Origin of the sequence: Paramesorhizobium endophyticum, from assembly GCF_014640615.1 — a bacterium.
GTDB lineage: Bacteria > Pseudomonadota > Alphaproteobacteria > Rhizobiales > Rhizobiaceae > Paramesorhizobium > Paramesorhizobium endophyticum.
Map to the genome: position 1 here is coordinate 1 of NZ_BMHH01000009.1, position 20,126 is coordinate 20,126.

The 20,126-nt window shown below is 62.1% G+C and carries 16 protein-coding genes and 1 pseudogene; 10 read left to right on the forward strand and 7 right to left on the reverse strand.

What is annotated here, in order from left to right; translation table 11 throughout:
* Positions 1–128 precede the first annotated feature (128 nt).
* The 3 genes and pseudogenes from IEX53_RS12240 to htpX form a co-directional block, all read right to left on the reverse strand.
* The gene (locus tag IEX53_RS12240; protein ID WP_188824461.1) at positions 129–1,844 is read right to left on the reverse strand and encodes a heparinase II/III family protein; all 1,716 of its coding nucleotides are present in this window, start codon (positions 1,842–1,844) and stop codon (positions 129–131) included.
* 189 nt (positions 1,845–2,033) lie between these two features.
* A complete protein-coding gene (locus IEX53_RS12245) occupies positions 2,034–3,401 on the reverse strand; it encodes an RsmB/NOP family class I SAM-dependent RNA methyltransferase (RefSeq protein ID WP_188824462.1) in 1,368 nt (455 codons plus the stop codon).
* A 56-nt stretch (positions 3,402–3,457) separates the two neighbouring features.
* A pseudogene (htpX, locus tag IEX53_RS12250) lies at positions 3,458–4,381 on the reverse strand (zinc metalloprotease HtpX); the annotation flags it as partial.
* Between the two features lie 170 nt (positions 4,382–4,551).
* Here htpX and IEX53_RS12255 point away from each other — a divergent pair.
* Positions 4,552–4,728: a DUF1674 domain-containing protein gene (locus tag IEX53_RS12255; RefSeq protein WP_188824464.1), complete on the forward strand. Its 177-nt coding sequence runs from the start codon at positions 4,552–4,554 to the stop codon at positions 4,726–4,728.
* Between the two features lie 32 nt (positions 4,729–4,760).
* Here IEX53_RS12255 and IEX53_RS12260 read toward each other — a convergent pair whose 3' ends face one another.
* Positions 4,761–5,045 (reverse strand): HigA family addiction module antitoxin, encoded by a 285-nt coding sequence (locus tag IEX53_RS12260; protein WP_188824465.1) that lies wholly within the window; start codon positions 5,043–5,045, stop codon positions 4,761–4,763.
* Positions 5,046–5,628: 583 nt separating this feature from the next.
* Between IEX53_RS12260 and IEX53_RS24380 the strand changes: the two genes are divergently transcribed.
* Positions 5,629–5,850, forward strand: a complete 222-nt coding sequence (locus IEX53_RS24380) for a DUF6980 family protein (protein WP_373288637.1) — start codon at positions 5,629–5,631, stop codon at positions 5,848–5,850.
* 61 nt (positions 5,851–5,911) lie between these two features.
* On the opposite strand, the gene acs is transcribed toward IEX53_RS24380, so the two are convergent.
* Both acs and IEX53_RS12270 read right to left on the reverse strand, forming a co-directional pair.
* Positions 5,912–7,864: an acetate--CoA ligase gene (acs, locus tag IEX53_RS12265; protein WP_188824466.1), complete on the reverse strand. Its 1,953-nt coding sequence runs from the start codon at positions 7,862–7,864 to the stop codon at positions 5,912–5,914.
* 108 nt (positions 7,865–7,972) lie between these two features.
* Entirely contained in the window at positions 7,973–8,644 is a 672-nt protein-coding gene (locus IEX53_RS12270; RefSeq protein ID WP_188824467.1) for a YggS family pyridoxal phosphate-dependent enzyme, read from the reverse strand.
* A 127-nt stretch (positions 8,645–8,771) separates the two neighbouring features.
* On the opposite strand from IEX53_RS12270, the gene leuS reads away from it, so the two are divergent.
* From leuS to IEX53_RS12285, 3 genes are all read left to right on the forward strand, one after another.
* Positions 8,772–11,405, forward strand: coding sequence for a leucine--tRNA ligase (gene leuS / locus IEX53_RS12275; RefSeq protein ID WP_188824468.1), 2,634 nt, complete (start codon positions 8,772–8,774; stop codon positions 11,403–11,405).
* Complete coding sequence (gene lptE / locus IEX53_RS12280) at positions 11,392–11,973, forward strand: LPS assembly lipoprotein LptE (protein WP_188824469.1); 582 nt, start codon at positions 11,392–11,394, stop codon at positions 11,971–11,973. Before leuS ends, lptE begins: the two co-directional genes overlap by 14 nt.
* 83 nt (positions 11,974–12,056) lie before the next feature.
* Positions 12,057–13,154 (forward strand): AAA family ATPase, encoded by a 1,098-nt coding sequence (locus tag IEX53_RS12285; protein ID WP_188824605.1) that lies wholly within the window; start codon positions 12,057–12,059, stop codon positions 13,152–13,154.
* 158 nt (positions 13,155–13,312) lie between these two features.
* Here IEX53_RS12285 and fsa read toward each other — a convergent pair whose 3' ends face one another.
* Positions 13,313–13,966 carry a fructose-6-phosphate aldolase gene (gene fsa / locus IEX53_RS12290; protein WP_188824470.1) on the reverse strand — a complete coding sequence of 218 codons (654 nt, stop codon included), beginning with the start codon at positions 13,964–13,966 and terminating at the stop codon, positions 13,313–13,315.
* A 116-nt stretch (positions 13,967–14,082) separates the two neighbouring features.
* On the opposite strand from fsa, the gene IEX53_RS12295 reads away from it, so the two are divergent.
* The 5 genes from IEX53_RS12295 (at position 14,083) to IEX53_RS12315 (ending at position 20,112) form a co-directional block, all read left to right on the forward strand.
* Positions 14,083–16,269, forward strand: coding sequence for a primosomal protein N' (locus IEX53_RS12295; protein ID WP_188824471.1), 2,187 nt, complete (start codon positions 14,083–14,085; stop codon positions 16,267–16,269).
* 155 nt (positions 16,270–16,424) lie between these two features.
* Positions 16,425–16,814, forward strand: a complete 390-nt coding sequence (locus IEX53_RS12300; protein WP_188824472.1) for an AGROH133_08824 family phage infection protein — start codon at positions 16,425–16,427, stop codon at positions 16,812–16,814.
* 226 nt (positions 16,815–17,040) lie between these two features.
* Positions 17,041–17,601 carry a F0F1 ATP synthase subunit delta gene (locus IEX53_RS12305; RefSeq protein ID WP_188824606.1) on the forward strand — a complete coding sequence of 187 codons (561 nt, stop codon included), beginning with the start codon at positions 17,041–17,043 and terminating at the stop codon, positions 17,599–17,601.
* Positions 17,601–19,130, forward strand: coding sequence for a F0F1 ATP synthase subunit alpha (gene atpA / locus IEX53_RS12310; protein ID WP_188824473.1), 1,530 nt, complete (start codon positions 17,601–17,603; stop codon positions 19,128–19,130). The genes IEX53_RS12305 and atpA overlap by 1 nt, the downstream gene beginning before the upstream one ends.
* Before the next feature lie 103 nt (positions 19,131–19,233).
* Positions 19,234–20,112 (forward strand): F0F1 ATP synthase subunit gamma, encoded by an 879-nt coding sequence (locus IEX53_RS12315; RefSeq protein ID WP_188824474.1) that lies wholly within the window; start codon positions 19,234–19,236, stop codon positions 20,110–20,112.
* Positions 20,113–20,126 lie beyond the last annotated feature (14 nt).

Genomic DNA, 20,126 nt, shown 5'->3' on the forward strand with positions numbered 1-20,126 from the left:
CTCAGAATCTATTTTCCGCTAACTTGCAACAACGCTTTTATACTCATGTGCGATTCCCCTACCCCTTGGGGGGGGGAGATGTTCGGCAGGACAGAGGGGGGTGCCTTGCGAGCGCGCGAGTTACCCGCTCACACATAACTCCCCAGCGCGATCCGGGTAAAACGCCAGTTCACCTCCGGTAATTGCGAGGCGGGGAAGGTCAGCACGATCTGCTTGGTGCGCACCGGGCCGCGGAAGCCGGCGAAGAAGATGGACTCGTCGAGTTCCGGCGCCAACTCTATGCTGGAGAAGGCCCAGGTGTCGTCGCGGTCGGCGCTGAGGATCAGGAGACCATCCTCGTCGAAACCGACATCCACGGACGGGTGGATGTGGAAGCGGATGGTGACGTTGTCGCGGCCATTGTTCCGAGGCGGTTTGTCGCCTGGGCCCAGGAAGCGGTCGCGGCCCTCGATGACGCTGCCATTATGCGAGAGCACGATGGAGCGCTCGTGATAAATACCGAACAGCCTAGCGTAGCCGTCATGACGGGCGGTGAAACCCTGCTGGTCCATGCCCTCGATGCGCTTGATCTGCACCTTGGTCGGCCCGGCGATGATCGGCGTGCCGAGCATGTTGGAAAGGCTGGATGAAAGGCTGAAACGGCAGGAGGATGTGTCGTTGACGGTGGCCGTGGAATGGGCGGCGGTGGAGCGGCCGAGCGGGCGGAATTCCGGCGGGCCGTAGCGGTCGATGCCGGCATTGACTACATAGCGCTGCCGTCCGGACGACATTTCGAAGGCGAGGCAGCCGGCATGGGCATCGCGCGAGGCGGTGACGGGCGGCGGCAGGCCGGTGTCGGCAATGATGGTGGTCGAGCCCATCGACATGCGCTCATAGCCCGAATGCGGCGCGTGGGTGAGCGGCGACCCCGCCGTCTCATCATGACGCAGCACGGCGATGATGCGCTCGGGCAGGGTGGGGCCCACGCCGTTGAACAGGGCAAGGCTGCCGTCGTGATGGCGGAAGAAGCGCAGCGCCGGCAGCATTCGCTCCACCGCCTCGATGAGCGCCTTGGGCGGCGCTTCCGCGCCATTGGCATAGGTCTGGCGCAGCGGCAGGAGATCGGCCAGCAGTTCCAGCACCGTCATGGGATTGCGCGAGATGTGTCCGCCATCGGGGAGGATCTGGCGGATCAACTCATGCTCCAGATGCCGCCGCGCGGCGCGGGCGGTGGAGGGCGAAACGGGCAGCGCCAGCGAGGCGAAGGCGAGCGCGATGCGGGCGCGGAGCTTTTCCTCGCCATCGTCCATCACAGCCGCGACGGTGCGCAAATAACGGACCTGAAAGGCGAGCGAGCGCATGAATTTGCGGTAGGCGCGGAGCTCCGACCCGGCAAGGATGAGATTGGAATATTGCAGCCAGGCGATGATGCGCTGCGCGGTGATCTCGGGCGCCCAGGCCGTCCCGCCCATGCGGCGGCCATGCAGCGCGATCCAGTCATCGACGAGCGCGCGGGCATTGACCGTGGCAAGTTCATTGCCTGCGGCGCGCAGATGGCGCAACCAGCCGAAATTGTGCAGTTCCGCCTCCCATGCCGCGCTGGGCGGCTCGATGGCGAAAGGAGAGCGGCCGCCGGTCTCGACCGTGCGCCCGGCGAGCGAGAAGCGGCCCCGGTAGAATTCCTGCGCGATCTGCGGATCGGCTATGCGAAGGTCAGGTGGGGCGATCAGCACGCGCTCGGGCGTGAAGCCGGTGAAACGCCAGCGGAAGAGCGGCCCCATGCGCACACGCCGACGCATCCGCCGCCACATCTGCGCCGCGGCCAGTCCCCAAAGATGCGGCGTTTCGCTGAGCGCGACCGTCACGGGTTTCCTGCCCCTCGTAGTTTGTTCTAGCCGAATGATCCGGTCCTTGGCAGTTTATGCTTCGCTAATAGTAAAGCCTTTGTTAACCATACTTCGCAAAGGCATTGGTTTCGAGCATGCCTTCCAAAACCGATTCCCACTTTTGGGAGACATGCTTTAATTCGAGAAATCAGCAATCCAATCTAATATCTATATACGGCGGAATCTCGCCGCGAAAAATCCATCCATGCCCGCCAGCCGCGGGTCGGGATGGGGATAGTCCGCCGGGGTCGACCGCAAGAAGCCTTCCGGCGTCACCAGGCCCTCAAGACCCGGAAATTCAGTTTTCGATACAGGATAAGCTTCAAGCAGCTTGTGTTCAAGGGTCTGTCTTGCGACCGCCTCGCCCTCGGCGGGATCGAGCGAGCAGTTGGAAAAAACGATGGTGCCGCCGGGCCTTACCATTTCCACGGCGCGGGTTAGCAGTTCAGCCTGCAGCGCGGCGAGCTTGTTTATGTCCTCGGGCGATTTCGTCCAGGGCACATCGGGGTGACGGCGCACCGTGCCGGTGGAGGAGCAGGGCGCGTCGAGCAGCACGGCATCGAACGGCTCGTCCGGCTGGTATTGCAGGAGATTGGCCTCGACGGCGTGGGTTTCAAGCTTCAGCCGCTCCAGATTGCCCTTGAGGCGGGCGAGGCGATTGGCGGAAATATCGAGGGCGGTGACATCCGCCCCGGCAAGGGCCAGTTGCGCGGTCTTGCCGCCGGGCGCGGCGCAGAGGTCGGCGACGCGCTTGCCCTTGATTTCGCCAAGGAGGCGGGCGGGGAGGCTGGCGGCGGCATCCTGCACCCACCATTCGCCGTCTTCAAAGCCCGGAAGCTCGGTAAGAGCGCTTTCCAGCTTGGCGAGCCGTACCGTGCCGTTCGGCAGCACAATTCCGCCAAGGCGCTCGGCCCAGCCTTGCGGGTCGCTCTTGACGGTCAAATCCAGCGACGGCTCGAGCGCTTGCATGGCGAGGATGGCGTTAGCCTTCACCTCGCCATAGGCTTTGACGAGGCTTTCCGCAAACCAGGCGGGCGCGTTGGGCAAGGTGATGGCGAGCCTGTCCTTGCCGCGGGAGAGTCGGCGGAGCACCGCATTGACCAGCCCGGCGTACCGGCGGTTACGCGGGTCGTCATTGGCGGCGGTGACGGCCAGGTCGACGGCGGAATGGTCGGGGATGTCGAGATAGAGAATCTGCGCGGCGGCTATGTGCAGAAGCGTCTTCAGCGCCACGGCATTTTCCGGCAGGGGCCGGTCGACCAATTGGCTCAGGAGCGCCCCGATGGTGCCGCGATTGCGCAGCGCCGCGCCGAGAATGGCGCGGACCAGTGACCGGTCGCGATCGTCGAGTTTCAGATAGTGGGGATGGCCATGCTTGGCATCCGTGAGCCCGTCGAGCGAAGTTTTCGTCTCGATGACCGCGCCGAGCAATCTTGCGGCGCATTGGCGTGCGGCGAGGCCCGGCTTCTGGACGGTTTCCTGCTGGTTCTGTTTCTGCTTGCTCCGGCTGAGCAACCGCCCGCCGCTCACGACCACGGACCTTTCCGCGGGGCGGTATCGCCGGAATCGGGCGGACTGCCCCAGGGGTGAAGCGCAGTCGGCTCTCCGCCCCAGAGGGGTGAACGCGAGGCCGTGCCGCCGGGTACGGAGCCGAAGTCAGAACCGGACTGCCCCATTTCCCCCGCCATCGCCTGCAGGGCGGCGATGCGGTTCTGCGTGTCGGGGTGGGTGGAGAACAGATTGTCCGCGCCCTGCCCGTTCAGCGGGTTGATGATGAACATATGCGCGGTGGCGGGGTTGTGCTCCGCTTCCGCGTTGGGGATGTCATGCGCGCCCATCGCGATCTTGCGCAGCGCCGAGGCGAGCCAGAGAGGATGGCCGCAAATCTCCGCGCCGCGCCGGTCGGCGGAGTACTCACGGGTACGGCTAATCGCCATTTGCACCAGCATGGCGGCCAGCGGCGCGACGATCATGGCAATCAACATGCCGACGAAGCCCAGCGGATTGTTGTTCTCCCGATTGCCGCCGAAGAAGAACGCAAAATTGCCGAGCATGGAAATCGCGCCGGCGAGCGTCGCGGTGATGGTCATGGTCAGCGTGTCGCGGTTCTGGACGTGGGCAAGCTCGTGCGCCATCACGCCGGCGAGTTCCTGCGGGGTGAGGCTCTGGAGAAGGCCGGTGGAGGCAGCGACGGCGGCGTTTTCCGGGTTGCGCCCGGTAGCGAACGCATTGGGCTGCGGGTTGTCCATGATATAGACGCGCGGCATCGGCAGGCCGGCGCGCTCAGCCAGTTCCCGGACGATGCGGTAATATTCGGGAGCGTTGCGCTCGTCCACTTCATGCGCGCCATACATGCGCAGCACCATCTTGTCGGAATTCCAGTAGCTGAAAATATTCATCCCGGCGGCAAAGACGAGCGCGATCATCATGCCGCCCGTGCCGCCGATGAGATAGCCGAGGCTCATGAACATCGCCGTCATGAAGGCCAGCAGCATGGCAGTCCGCATCATGTTCATCGTCAATCTCCACTTTTGTTCGCCGCAAGCCCGGACGGAAAACCGCTTCACACTTTTCCTGGACTTGCTTTCGGCAAAGCCCGGTTTGCGGCTTTACAGCGTTCGCCTATATGATGGTATCGAAACCGCCAAGCTTCAATGTGTGAGCAAAGGGATATCGAGGGAACTAGATGAGCGAGAAAAAGGATATTCCGCCCGCAGCCGAACGCGCGTTGAAAGAAGCGGAAGAGCGGCGCGCGGCGGAAGCTGCCGAAAAGCAGGTCCAGCGCGAAATCGGCGGGCGCGGCGGCAAGGACCCGGCGCGATTCGGCGATTGGGAAATCAAGGGCCGGGCGATTGATTTTTAGCGAACCGGCGTGGTTAGGCCGGAGCATTGCCTTCACGCCGCCGATTTAAACGGCTTCACATCTGGCAGTTTGCGCTCAAGCGCTTTGGATAACTCGTAATTGGCTTGCAACGCCATCCAAGCGCGTGCCGTCCCTACTCCTGCACGCTCCAGGCGGATCGCAAGGTCGGAACTGATGCCGGATTTCCCATTGATGACGCGGGAAAGCGTCGTGCGGGCGATACCGAGACGCCGCGCCGCATCCGTTACTTCAAGGCCGAGCGGGGTCAGTACGTCTTCTCGCAGCATTTCTCCGGGATGAGGATGATTCTTCATCATATTCATTCTCTTCAATGGTAATCGTTAGCGAAATGCTTCACTGGTGGGCATGAGCAAGTCGACGCTTTACAGGCATGGTACCACTTTGCCGTTAGGGGGAAATATGAAGTTCATTAAAAAGACCGCGCGGGTAATTAAAATCGCTCTTTCTGTAAGTCTAATTTCAGTTGCTCTAACTGGGTGTTTATCGAAATGGCAAACGTTTCACATAGACTTTGGGATAGGAAAAAAACTTGAGAAGGATTGGAAAGGGACGTCCGTCCAGTCCTTCGAAAGCCGGTTTGGCGCCCCTACGGAGAAGACGACGACCAACAATGTCACAACGATGAAATGGATTGCCTCTAAGTTACATTGGGTGTCCTCACAACTTTATAATCAGCCCTTGGGGCCTAATATGTATATGCGCGTTTATAAACCCGCACACTATGAAACTGCAAATTGCATTCTCGCAATTTCTAGCGAAGGTGGCATCATAACCGGAGTCAAGATTATCAGTGATGCGACAATCGAGAGGAAATCTCTCTGCCAGACATCCTTTGGGCGCTAAGCATCTCAGTAGCAGTTAGTGGTCACGGAGCATTGAATGATATCCAAAAATACTGAGCCACAATTCTGTTGCGAACGAATGAAGTATGACCTGAGGCAGGTCTGCGAGCTTCACCCAGACCGCTCTGACTGCCCAGATGCGCTTATCGGGACAATGAATGGCGGGTATGGCCTCCTCATTCACGATGGTGGAAGTTCGATGGTTGAGATTTTATATTGCCCTTGGTGCGGCACAAAACTTCCGAAGATGACCAACTGAACTGGAGCATCCGTCTGATTTGACTTAATGAGGAAGGCCGGAGTTACCCGGCCTTTCGCATTCATCCCTGCCTGTTCTGTCTGTGCTCGATCAACCCTTCCACCACGCCTGGATCCGCCAGCGTCGAGGTATCACCCAGCGAGCCGAAATCGTCTTCGGCTATCTTGCGCAGGATGCGGCGCATGATCTTGCCGGAGCGGGTCTTGGGCAGGCCGGGGGCGAACTGGATCTTGTCAGGCGTGGCGATGGGACCGATTTCCTTGCGCACATGGGCGACGAGCTCCTTGCGCAGTTCGTCGCTTTGCTCGGCATCGGCCATCAGGGTGACATAGCAATAGATGCCCTGTCCCTTGAGGTTATGGGGATAGCCGACCACGGCGGCCTCGGAGACGAGGTGGTGGGAGACGAGGGCCGATTCCACTTCCGCGGTGCCCAGCCGGTGGCCGGAGACATTGAGCACGTCGTCCACACGGCCCGTGATCCAGTAATAGCCGTCCGGGTCGCGGCGGCAGCCGTCGCCGGTGAAATATTTGCCCTTGTAGGTGGAGAAATAGGTGTCCACGAAGCGCTGGTGGTCGCCATAGACCGTGCGCATCTGGCCGGGCCAGCTATCGACGATGCAGAGATTGCCGTCGGCCGCGCCTTGCAGCACGTTGCCTTCCTGATCGACCAGTTGCGGCTGAACCCCGAAGAAGGGTCGCGTGGCGGAGCCGGGCTTCAGCTTCGTCGCGCCGGGCAGCGGGGTGATCAGGATGCCGCCCGTTTCCGTCTGCCACCAGGTATCGACAATGGGGCAGCGGTCTTCGCCCACCACATGGTAATACCATTCCCACGCTTCCGGATTGATCGGCTCGCCGACGGAGCCGAGCAGCCGCAGGCTGGAGCGCGAGGAGCGGGTGACAAATTCGTCGCCCGTGCCCATCAGCGCGCGAATGGCCGTTGGGGCGGTATAGAAGATATTGACCTTATGCTTATCGATGATCTCCCAGAACCGGCCGTAATCGGGATGGTTCGGCACGCCTTCGAACATCAGCGTCGTCGCGCCATTGGCGAGCGGACCGTAGACAATGTAGGAGTGGCCCGTCACCCAGCCGACATCGGCGGTGCACCAGTAGATGTCGCCGTCATGGTAATCGAACACATATTGATGCGTCATCGAGGCGTAGACGAGGTAGCCGCCCGTGGTGTGGAGCACGCCCTTGGGCTTGCCGGTCGAGCCTGAGGTGTAGAGAATGAAGAGTGGGTCTTCCGCGTTCATCGGCTCGGCGGGGCAGGCGGCTTCCGCCGCCTCGGTCTCCTTATGATACCAGAGGTCACGACCCGGCTCCCAGCCGATCTTGCCGCCGGTGCGGCGCACGACGAGAACGTTCTTGACTTCCAGCCCCTGCTTGGCCGCGATGCCGATCGCAGTGTCGGTGTTGGCCTTGAGCGGGATCGGCTTGCCGCCGCGCACGCCCTCGTCTGCGGTGATAACGAAGGTGGATTGGCAATCGACCAAACGCCCGGCGAGCGCATCGGGCGAGAAGCCGCCGAACACCACCGAATGGACCGCACCGATGCGCGCGCAGGCGAGCATCGCATAGGCCGCTTCTGGAATCATCGGCATATAAATGGTGATGCGGTCGCCCTTCCTGACGCCGTGCTTCTTCAGCACATTGGCGAGGCGGCAGACCTCGGCGTGAAGCTCGCGATAGGTGATCTTCCTGTCGAAATAGGGATTGTCGCCCTCCCAGATGATCGCCACCTGATCGCCGCGCTTTTCCAGATGCCGGTCGATGCAATTATAGGAGACGTTGGTTTCGCCGTCCTCGAACCATTTGATCGAGACGTCGCCCGTGAAGGACGTATTCTTTACCTTGGTGTAAGGCTTGAACCAGTCGATGCGCTTGCCGTGCTGTGCCCAGAAACCTTCCGGGTCGTTGATGCTTTCGCGATACCATTCCTGATAGGTTGCGTCATCGACAAGCGTATTCGTCTTTGCGTCCGGCAGGACGGGGTAAACCTTCTCCGACATGAAATTTCCTCCGCTATCCAAGCCGGCGTTGCCTCCCCACCAGCCTTTGAAACAATTAGTTAAGTCTTTTGAATGCTTCTAGCAACAATACCAAAGCAGGATTGGTCTTCATCGGCTGCCGAAAATGGCCGAGCCGACGCGAACAGATGTTGCGCCGAAGGCAATCGCCGTATCATAATCGCCTGACATGCCCATGGAAAGCTTCTTGACACCGGCCTCACGGGCGATCTTTTCCAGAAGCGCGAAGTGCGGTCCGGGGTTCTCATCCGCAGGCGGGATGCACATCAGTCCTTCCATGGCGAGGCCGTGGGTATCGCGGCAACGCTCCACGAAGGCCACGGCTTCCGCTGGTGCGATGCCCGCCTTTTGCGGCTCAAGGCCCGTATTGACCTGCACATAGAGCTTCGGAAAGCGGTTCTGTTTTTTCATCTCGGCGGCCAGCGTCGCGGCAATCTTTTCGCGGTCCACGGTTTCGATCACGTCGAACAGGGCGACCGCCTCGGCGGCCTTGTTGGATTGCAGCGGGCCGATCAGGTGCAGTTCGATGCCCGCGTAAGCCTGCCGCAGTTCCGGCCATTTGGCCTCTGCCTCCTGAACGCGGTTTTCACCGAAAACGCGCTGGCCGGCGTTGAGCACGGGGCGGATATCGTCGGCGCCGAAGGTCTTCGACACGGCGACGAGCGTGACCGATCCTTCGGGCAGTTTCGCCTCGCGTGTCGCCTCTACGATTCTCGCACGGACGGTTTCCAGGCGCTCGACGGCATTGACGGCATCGCTCATGACGTTCATTTCCTTAAATTTATACGGTTTGGGACGCTCACGGCGCGGCGAAGGTTGACGCCCCCGCCATTCCATGGTGAAGGTCCGCCCAAAGATTCAAAATCCTCTTTGCAAGAGAAATACGGTCATGGCAACCGAACGCTATAATCCGCGCGCCGCGGAAACCCATTGGCAGAAGGTCTGGGAAGACGCCAGGATCTTCGAGACCCGGAATGACGACCCGCGGGAGAAATATTACGTCCTCGAGATGTTCCCCTATCCGTCGGGCCGCATCCATATGGGCCATGTCCGCAATTATACGATGGGCGACGTGGTGGCCCGCTACAAGCGGGCCAAGAGCTTCAACGTGCTGCATCCGATGGGCTGGGATGCGTTCGGCCTGCCGGCGGAAAACGCGGCGCGGGACAACAAGGTCAATCCGCGCCAGTGGACCTATGCCAATATCGAGACGATGAAGGGCCAGCTGCGCAAGATGGGCCTTTCGCTCGACTGGACGCGTGAAATCGCCACCTGCGACCCGAGTTATTACCGCCATCAGCAGAAACTGTTCCTCGATTTCTGGAAGGCCGGGCTGGCGGAGCGCAAATCCGCCAAGGTGAACTGGGACCCGGTCGACATGACGGTGCTTGCCAATGAGCAGGTCATCGACGGGCGCGGCTGGCGCTCCGGCGCGCTGGTGGAACAGCGCGACCTGACACAGTGGTTCCTGAAGATCACCTCGATGGGGCAGGAACTGCTCGATGGCCTCGAAACGCTCGACCGCTGGCCCGAGAAGGTCCGAATCATGCAGCAGAACTGGATTGGCCGGTCGGAAGGCCTCTTGATCCGCTGGGCGCTCGACAAGGCTACCGCGCCCGATGGCGAGAGCGAGCTGGAAGTCTACACGACCCGGCCCGACACGCTGTTCGGCGCATCCTTCCTGGCGATCTCGCCGGACCATCCGCTGGCGAAGAAGGCTGCCGAGACCAACCCCGATCTCGCGGCCTTCGCCGAGGAATGCCGCCGCATGGGCACCTCGGTCGCCGCGCTGGAGACGGCGGAGAAGAAGGGTTTCGACACGGGCATCCGGGTCAATCATCCGTTTGACGAAAACTGGAAGGTACCGGTCTATGTCGCCAATTTCGTGCTGATGGATTATGGCACCGGCGCGGTCTTCGGCTGCCCGGCGCATGACCAGCGCGACCTCGATTTCGCCAATAAATATGGCCTGCCGGTGGTGCCGGTCGTCCTGCCTGATGGGGATGACGCCGCGACGTTCCAGATTACGGAAGAGGCGTTCACCGATGACGGTGTGATGATCAACTCACGCTTCCTCGACGGGATGAAGCCCGAGCAGGCTTTCCAGGAAGTGGCGAGCCGCCTCGAAAAGATCACCATCAATGGCCGTCCGCAGGCAGAGCGCAAGGTGCAATTCCGTCTGCGCGACTGGCTGATTTCGCGCCAGCGCTATTGGGGTTGCCCGATCCCGGTGATCCATTGCGACGATTGCGGCGCGGTGCCGGTGCCGGACAGCGATCTGCCGGTGCTGCTGCCCGATGACGTCAGCTTCGACAAGCCGGGCAATCCGCTCGACCATCATCCGACCTGGAAGCATGTGAAGTGCCCCCATTGCGGCAAGGATGCGCGGCGTGACACGGACACGATGGATACCTTCGTCGATTCGTCCTGGTATTTCGCCCGCTTCACCGATCCCCGGAACGAGAATCAGCCGACGACGCTTTCCGCTGTCGACGGCCCCTCGGGCTGGCTGCCGGTCGACCAGTATATCGGCGGCGTGGAACATGCGATTCTGCACCTGCTCTATTCGCGCTTCTTCATCCGCGCCATGAAGGCGACCGGGCATGTCAAAACGGTCGAGGAGCCCTTCCAGGGGCTGTTCACCCAGGGCATGGTGGTGCACGAGACCTACCGGGACAAGAATGGCTGGGTATCGCCCGCCGATATCCGCATCGAGGAGAGCGACGGCCAGCGCAAGGCCGCGCTGCTTTCCACGGGCGAGCCGGTGGAAATCGGCTCCATCGAGAAGATGTCCAAGTCGAAGAAGAATGTCGTCGACCCCGACGATATCATCGCTTCCTATGGCGCGGATACGGCGCGCTGGTTCATGCTCTCCGATTCGCCCCCGGACCGCGACGTGATCTGGACCGAGGCGGGCGTCGAAGGCGCGCACCGTTTCGTGCAGCGCATCTGGCGGCTCATTTCGGAAGCTGCGCCGATGCTGAAGGCGGTTCAGCCGAAATCAGCCTCCGAAGGCGAGGCGGGTGTCATCTCCAAGGCCGCGCACAAGACGTTGAAGGCCGTGGGCGAGGACATCGAGAAGCTGTCCTTCAACCGCGCGGTGGCTCGTCTCTACGAACTCGCCAACACGCTCGCGTCCCCGCTGCAGGCGGCAGCCGGCGGCAAGGCGGATGCGGCTCTGCTTTCGGCGCTGCGCGAGGCGGTGGACATCCTCATCGCCATGATCGCCCCGATGATGCCGCATCTGGCGGAAGCCTGCCGGGCGGAGCTGGGTGCGGACGGACTCGCCGCCACGGCGCCGTGGCCGGCCTTCGATCCGGCATTGATTGTGGAGAACGAGATCACGCTTCCTGTGCAAATCAACGGGAAGAAAAGAGGGGATTTGACAATCGCCCGCGATGCGGATCAACTGACCGTGGAGAAGGCGGTGCTCGAACTTGATTTTATCAAGTCGGCCCTGAACGGGAACGCGCCGAAAAAGATCATCGTGGTGCCGCAGAGGATCGTCAATGTCGTTGCCTGATCGCGCTTTTTTGGCCACGCGGAAGCGTTTCGCGGTTCTAGTGCTGCTGGCGGGGACGCTGGCGGCTTCGGGTTGCACTGTGCAGCCGCTCTATTCGGGCGGCGGCGCGGGTTCGGCCATCGGCGGCAGCGTCCAGCCGGGCATGCGCGACAAGCTCGCCTCGATCGAGATCGAACCGGCGACGACGCGCTACGGGCAGGAAGTGCGCAACAAGCTGATCTTCCTTTTCAGCGGCGGTGCGGGCGAACCGGCCACGCCGGCCTATCGCCTGTCGCTCGGCGTGACATCCTTTACGACCTCAGCGGTCAGCGTCGACGTCGGCGATTCGACGGATAGAACAGGGCGTCCTTCCGCCGGTACGGTGCAGGTCTCGTCGAACTATGTGCTGCGTGATACGGCGGGCAAGCAGATTGCCACGGGCAGGCGGGCGGTGAGCGCCTCCTTCGACCGCCCGCGCCAGGAATTCGCGAATCTTCGCGCTGAGCGCGATGCTCAGGACCGCGCGGCGCAGGAACTGGCGGAACATGTCATGCTGGCCGTGGCGCAGGATCTGGCGCGGCAGCGCTGAGTTTCTGTCGCAGCCTTTAAGCGGCTCGCGGCTGTGGCGGATATCATCGTCGCGCCTGATTCGTGGGATAAGGGCGCGAGATGATGCGACTGACCTCCTTTTCAGCCAAAGGCTACCGATCGCTCCGCTCTGTCCGTCTCGACATTGGGCAGGTTTCGCTGTTTGTCGGCGAGAACGGCGCGGGAAAGTCTAACCTCTACCGGGCGCTGCAATTGGTGAAGGCGGCGGCGGAGGGCACGCTGGCTTCCGAAATCGCGCAGGAGGGCGGGATGCAGTCTGCGCTCTGGACGGGCATGCGCAAAGCGGGGCAGCCGCAGCGAATCATTCTCGAAAGCCATTTCGAGGACGAAGATACGGCGGCGCGTTTCTCCTACCGCATCGAGGCGGGACTTCCGCCGCCGGTATCCGCGGGCTTCGGGTTCGAGCCTCACATGAAGGAGGAGGAACTCAGCCTCGATACCGGACGGCGGCCCGTCGATATGATGAGCCGCAAGGGGCCGGCGGTCTTCGCGCGGGACGGGGAGGGGAAGCGCATCCAGCATCCCGTGCAGATGCTGAATTCGGAAACGGCGCTTTCCCAACTCGCAGGCTCCGGGCGCTATCCCGAAATCAGCGCCATCGGCACGGTGCTTAGGGGATGGCGTTTCTATCATGGATTCCGCACCGACCGGGATTCACCGGTGCGCCAACCGTCCGTCGCGGTGACCTCGCCGATGCTCGATGAGGATGGCGGCAATCTTGCCGCTGTTTTCGCGACGCTCAGGCATATCAGAGGCGATACGGTCGATCTCGACCGCTGTATCGAGGACGCGCTTGGCGGCGCGAAACTGGCTGTGCCGCTGCCGGAGCGGACGGCGTGTTTCGGCCTTGTGCTTCCCGAATTTCCGCAGCGGGTGTTCGGTCCGGAAGAACTGTCGGACGGCCAGATCCGTTTTCTGGCGTTGGCCGGGGCGTTGCTGTCCTATCGCCTGCCGCCGCTCATCGCCCTCAACGAGCCGGAAGCGAGCCTGCACCCCTCAATGTTGCAACCTCTTGCTGGCATAATCGCCAGGGCGGCGGAGCGGGCCCAGGTTTGGGTGGTCACGCATTCCCGCATCCTTGCAGAGGCCATTCATGCCGAAACAGGCGCAAGGCCGGCGACAGTTAGGAGGAAAGACGGGGAGACGGTGGTGAGTGGGTGATCCTCTTCACCCGTGGTTCGAGGCTTAGCCGCCGCCCTCCATTCACTCTAACTATGAGGGCAGGGACCGTTGCGGCTCCAGTAACCGCTCTCCTGAGGTACGATACGAAGCGACGCGGCCTTGAAGGGCGAGGGCGCTTGGCGCCCTCGCCCAAACTATCAGGCGATCTTCTGCCCCGTCTTCGCCCAATCGGCGAGGAAGGATTCCAGCCCCTTATCCGTCAGCGGGTGCTTGGCGAGCGCCTTCAGCACGGCGGGCGGGACGGTGGCGACGTCGGCGCCGATGAGGGCGGCGTCTTTGACATGGTTCACGGTGCGGATCGAGGCGGCGAGGATCTCGGTCTTGAAATCGTAATTGTCGTAGATGGTGCGGATTTCGGCGATGAGTTCCATGCCGTTGATGCCCATATCGTCGAGGCGACCGATGAAGGGCGAGATGAAGGTCGCACCGGCCTTGGCGGCGAGAAGAGCCTGGGTGGCCGAGAAGCAGAGCGTGACGTTGACCTTGCGGCCCTCCGACGTCAGCGCTTTGCAGGCCTTGAGGCCGTCGAGCGTCAGCGGCACCTTGATGCAGATATTGTCGGCGATCTTCGAGAGAATGGCGGCTTCCTTCATCATGCCGTCGAAATCAAGCGCGGTGACTTCAGCGGAAACCGGGCCGGAAACGATGCCGCAGATTTCCTTGGTGACTTCGAGGATATCGCGGCCAGATTTCGCTATCAGCGAGGGATTGGTGGTTACACCGTCGAGGAGGCCGAGATCGTTCAGCTCGCGGATTTCCTTCACATCGGCGGTATCGACAAAGAATTTCATTTCAGTCCTCCATAAACTGGCTGGCGAGGTATCGGGCTTGGCCTTTAAAAGACCCCCCCTCTTATCCTCTAAGGTGGGTTTCCTTTACTCCAAAGCCAAGCCAAGGTCACGCGATCATGTCGAAAGATTCGCACCTACCTCGCAGGATCGTACCCGTGCTCGTGCCGATGCCCGCAGAACGGCCCTATTCCTATACCGTGCCTGATGGGATGAGCGTCGTGCCGGGTTCGATCGTGCGGGTGCCGCTGGGCCCGCGCGAGGTGGCGGGCATCGCTACGGGCGGAGAGACGGATTCGGTCGACGCGAAGAAGCTGCGGCCGATTTCGCAGGTGTTCGACTGCCCCCCGGTTCATCCGGATATGCTTCGCTTTGTCGCGTGGGCGGCGGATTATACGCTGTCGCCGCCGGGCATGGTGGCGCGGATGCTGCTGCGCGTCCCCGCCGCCTTCGACCCCGAGCCGCCGATTCCGGGCCTGCGCTATGCGGGTGAGAGGCCCGACCGGCTGACGGATGCGCGCGCGCGGGTGATGGAGCTCATTGAGGATGGCATGGCGTGGACGCGTTCCGGTCTTGCCCATGCAGCCGGGGTCTCGACGACCGTCGTTGAAGGGCTGAAGACGCAGGGCGTGTTCGAGGAGGTGATGATCCCGCCGCCGCCGGTGGTGGCCGCGCCCGACATCGACTTTGCCCGCGCCGATCTCTCGCCGGACCAGCGGGCGGCGGCGGACATGCTGGTGGAGAATGTCGAGGCGAAAGGCTTTTCCGTCTGCCTGCTCGACGGTGTGACCGGCTCGGGCAAGACGGAAGTTTATTTTGAGGCGGTGGCGAAGGCGATCGAGCAGGGGCGGCAGGTGCTGATCCTCCTGCCGGAAATCGCGCTGACGCAGCAATTCCTCGATCGCTTCCACAATCGCTTCGGGGCGAAGCCCGCCGAATGGCATTCCGACTTGCCCCCGAAAATGCGTGAGCGCGTCTGGCGGCAGGTGGCGGAGGGGCAGGTGCGGGTGGTGGCGGGGGCGCGCTCGGCGCTGTTCCTGCCGTTCCGCGAATTGGGGCTGATCGTGGTCGATGAAGAGCACGATCCCGCCTACAAGCAGGAGGACCGGGTCTTCTACAATGCCCGCGACATGGCTGTCGTACGCGGCCATATCGGCGGTTTTCCCGTCGTGCTCGCCTCGGCGACGCCATCGGTCGAAAGCCAGGTCAATGCGGAGCAGGGGCGCTACCGGCGTATCCGGCTTTCTTCCCGCTATGCCGAAGCCGCGATGCCTGACCTCAAAACCATCGACATGCGCCGCTCGCCGCCCCCGCCGGGGCGGTTCCTCTCGCCGGTGCTGACCGGAGCCATCGCCCAGACCCTGGAGCGGAAGGAGCAGGCGCTGCTGTTCCTCAACCGGCGTGGCTATGCGCCCTTGACGCTGTGCCGCGTCTGCGGGCACCGCTTCCAGTGCCCGGATTGCTCGAGCTGGCTGGTGGAGCACCGCTTTCGGGGCCAGCTCATGTGCCATCAATGCGGCTATCACGAGCCGGTGCCGCAATCCTGCCCGTCCTGCGGCACGCTCGATCATCTGGTCGCTTGCGGGCCGGGGGTGGAGCGTATCGCGGAGGAAACGGCGGCGGCGTTTCCCGATGCGCGGATCATCGTGCTCTCATCCGACCTGCTTGGCGGGGTGAAGCGGCTGCGGCTGGAGTTGGAGGCTGTCGCCAAGGGCGAGGCGGATATCGTCATCGGTACGCAGCTGGTGGCGAAGGGCCATAATTTTCCGGGCATGACGCTGGTGGGCGTCATCGATGCCGATCTGGGCCTCGCCAACGGCGACCCGCGCGCGGCGGAGCGGACATTCCAACTGCTCAATCAGGTGACAGGCCGCGCCGGCCGCACGGGACGCAAGAGCATCGGCCTTCTCCAGACCTACCAGCCGGAGCATCCTGTCATGCGCGCCATCGTCTCGGGCGACGCCGAGGCGTTCTATGCGCGCGAGATAGAGGAGCGCGAGCGCGCCGGGCTTCCACCCTTCGGGCGGCTGGCGGCGCTGATCGTTTCGGCCAATTCGCGCGCGGAGGCGGAGAGCCATGCGCGAGGGCTACGGAGGGCCGCGCCGTCATCGTCGGAAATCGCCGTGCTCGGGCCTGCCGAAGCGCCGCTCGCGCTGATTCGCGGGCGGCATCGGTTTCGATTGCTGATCCATGGGACGAAGCGGGCGGATATTCAGGCTTTCATCCGGGCACTGCTCGCAGCAGGGCCGAAGGAGCGGGGATCGGTGCGGGTGCAGGTGGATATCGATCCGCAGAGTTTTTTGTAGAGTTGTTTTTTTCAGAATTGGAAACGTTGGAGGGGGGCGGCGTAGAGCGCCGGCGTTTCCGTTGGTTATGAAAAACGCAACAAGCGCTTTTTGTCGCACTTTTTTCAAACCTGCCTTATAGAGCGCGGATCGATTTTCGACGCATGGGGAATGACATGGATTTCTATTGGCCGGCGAGTGATGGGGAGTGGCTGGCATGGGCTTCGGCGCTTGTTACCGTGCTGTTCGGGCTTATCCTGTTCCTTGCGCCCGGCCTGTCGATGAAGCTGCTGCGGCTTGCGCCGCAGGGCGAGCGGCCGGAGGCTTTTGCCTCGATCCGCGCGACAATGGCGGGATTTCATATAGGCTTGGGCCTTTCCTGTATCATCTTCGCCCAGCCCTTCCTCTGGCTGGCGCTTGGGGCGGCGTGGGGTTTCAGCCTGTTCGGGCGGCTCATCTCGATCATGTCGGACAAGGGTAGCACGTTTTACAACTTTATGGCTGCGCTGCTCGAATTTCTGCTCGCCGCCGCGCCGCTGCTTTTCGCTTTCGGTTTCGTCGCTTAAGGGGGCCTGAGGGGCAAAAAACCCGGCAATTGCGACAAAGCTGACCAAAAACAGCGGGATTCGCGTGTTGCGAGTCCCGTTCGTTCATGCTAGAGGGCAAACGAATTTCAGCGGGGATGTTCAGCACATCTAATATGCGCTGAGAAAAATCAATAAAGTCAATGATTTAGGTTGACCTGACCTTCAGGCCCCAAGTCTTGACGCTAACCAAGAGAGCCTGTTGTCCGTGACGGAAAGTTCATCGCTCATTTCAGGTGTCGCGCGGCGTTATGCCGGATCGCTGTTCGATCTGGCGCTGGAAGCAAATTCCGTCGCCGCTGTGGAAAAAGACCTCGGCCGGTTCGAGGCTCTCTTGAATGGCAGCGACGATCTGAAGCGCTTGGTCACAAGCCCGGTCTTTTCGACCGAGGAGCAGGAAAAGGCGATCGCCGCCGTCGCCGACAAGGCGGGCATCACGGGCCTCGTTGGAAACTTCCTGCGTGTCGTCGCCGCCAATCGCCGGCTGTTCGTGCTGCCCGGCATGATCGCGGCGTTCCGTGAGATCGCAGCGACGCATCGCGGCGAGATTTCCGCCGACGTGACCGCCGCCCATGAACTGTCTGCCGCACAGCAGAATGAATTGAAGGCGACGCTCAAGGGCGTGGCCGGCAAGGACGTGACGATCAATGTCACCGTCGATCCGTCGATCCTCGGCGGCCTCATCGTCAAGATGGGCTCGCGCCAGATCGATACCTCCCTTCGCACCAAACTTTCTTCTCTCAAGCTTGCACTGAAAGAGGTCGGCTGATGGACATCCGCGCTGCGGAAATTTCCGCAATCCTGAAAGAGCAAATCAAGAACTTCGGCAAAGAGGCGGAAGTCTCCGAAGTCGGCCAGGTTCTGTCCGTCGGTGACGGCATCGCCCGCGTTTACGGCCTCGACAACGTCCAGGCGGGCGAAATGGTCGAGTTCCCGAGCGGCATTCGCGGCATGGCGCTGAACCTTGAAAGCGACAATGTCGGCGTCGTCATCTTCGGTTCCGACCGCGACATCAAGGAAGGCGACACCGTCAAGCGCACGGGCTCCATCGTGGACGTCCCGGTCGGCAAGGGGCTGCTCGGCCGCGTGGTCGATGCGCTCGGCAATCCGATCGACGGCAAGGGTCCGATCCAGGCGACCGAACGCCGCCGCGTCGACGTGAAGGCTCCCGGCATCATGCCGCGCAAGTCGGTGCATGAGCCGATGTCGACGGGCCTCAAGGCCATCGATGCGCTCATCCCGGTTGGCCGCGGCCAGCGCGAGCTGATCATCGGCGACCGCGAGACCGGCAAGACCGCGATCATTCTCGACACGATCCTGAACCAGAAGCCGGGGCATGATTCCGGCCCCGAGAACGAGAAGCTCTACTGCGTCTATGTCGCCATCGGGCAGAAGCGCTCGACCGTCGCGCAGTTCGTGAAGGTTCTGGAAGAGCGTGGTGCGCTCGAATATTCGATCATCGTCGCCGCCACCGCTTCCGATGCGGCGCCGATGCAGTTCCTCGCGCCGTTCGCCGGCTGCGCCATGGGCGAATATTTCCGCGACAACGGCATGCACGCCCTCATTGGCTATGACGACCTCTCCAAGCAGGCCGTCGCCTATCGCCAGATGTCGCTGTTGCTGCGCCGCCCGCCGGGCCGCGAAGCCTATCCTGGCGACGTCTTCTACCTGCACTCGCGCCTGCTGGAACGCGCGGCGAAGCTCAATGAGGACAATGGCGGCGGTTCGCTGACCGCGCTGCCCGTCATCGAGACGCAGGGCAACGACGTGTCGGCCTTCATTCCGACCAATGTGATCTCGATCACCGACGGCCAGATCTTCCTCGAGACGAACCTGTTCTACCAGGGCATCCGTCCCGCCGTGAACGTCGGCCTTTCGGTGTCGCGCGTCGGCTCCGCCGCCCAGATCAAGGCGATGAAGCAGGTCGCGGGCTCGATCAAGGGTGAACTGGCGCAGTACCGCGAAATGGCGGCCTTCGCGCAGTTCGGCTCGGACCTCGACGCGGCGACGCAGCGTCTTCTCAACCGCGGCGCGCGCCTGACGGAACTCCTGAAGCAGCCGCAGTTCTCGCCGCTGAAGACGGAAGAGGAAGTCGCGGTGATCTATGCCGGCGTCAACGGCTATCTCGACAAGCTCGCCGTCAACCAGGTGGGCAAATTCGAGCAGGGGCTGCTGGCTTATCTGCGCAGTGAGCACAGGCAAGTGCTGGATTCGATCCGCACCGAGAAGCAGCTCACCGACGACATCAAGGCCAAGCTCAAGGCGGCTGTGGACGCTTTCGCCAAGAACTTCGCTTGAGTTTTAGCCGCATGACCTCTCTAGGTCATGCTGTTTTTAGTCGCATGATCCTGCCCGAAAAGTCTGCGACTTTTCGGGGTCATGCTACCGACAGGACGAACGGATGCCTTCACTCAAGGATCTGAGAAACCGTATCGCCTCGGTCAAGGCGACGCAGAAGATCACCAAGGCGATGCAGATGGTCGCCGCGGCGAAACTGCGCCGCGCCCAGGAGGCCGCGGAGGCCGCGCGGCCCTATTCGCAGCGCATGGGTACGGTTCTCGCCAACATCGCGCAGAATGTCAGCGGCGAGGATGCGCCTGTTCTTGTCACCGGCACGGGTTCCGACAAGGTGCACCTGCTTGTCGTCTGCACGGCGGAGCGCGGCCTTTGCGGCGGTTTCAACTCGCAGATCGCGCGTCTGGCGCGCGACCACGCGCGCAAGCTCCTCGCTGAAGGCAAGACGGTGAAGATCATGACCGTCGGCAAGAAGGGCGCGGACATCCTGCGGCGCGAGTTCGGCTCGATGTTCATCGAGCATTTCAACCTGCGCGAGGTGAAGCAGATCGGCTTCGCCAATGCCGACGAGATCGGGCGCAAGGTTATTGCGCTGTTCGATGAAGGCGCGTTCGACGTCTGCACGCTGTTCTATTCGGAGTTCAAGTCGGTCATCAGCCAGGTGCCGACCGCGCAGCAGCTCATTCCCGCTTCCGCAGGCGGCGAGGCGGCGGCGACCGAAGGTCAGGGCGCGCTTTACGAATATGAGCCGGACCCGGCGACGATCCTGAGCGACCTTATTCCGCGCAATATCTCGGTGCAGATTTTCCGGGCGCTCCTGGAAAATGTGGCCGGCGAGATGGGCGCCAAGATGAGCGCGATGGACAATGCGACGCGCAATGCCGGCGACATGATCAACAAGCTGTCGATCACGTATAACCGCCAGCGGCAGGCTCAGATCACCAAGGAACTGATCGAAATCATTTCGGGCGCGGAAGCGCTCTAATCGGAAGGTAAGGA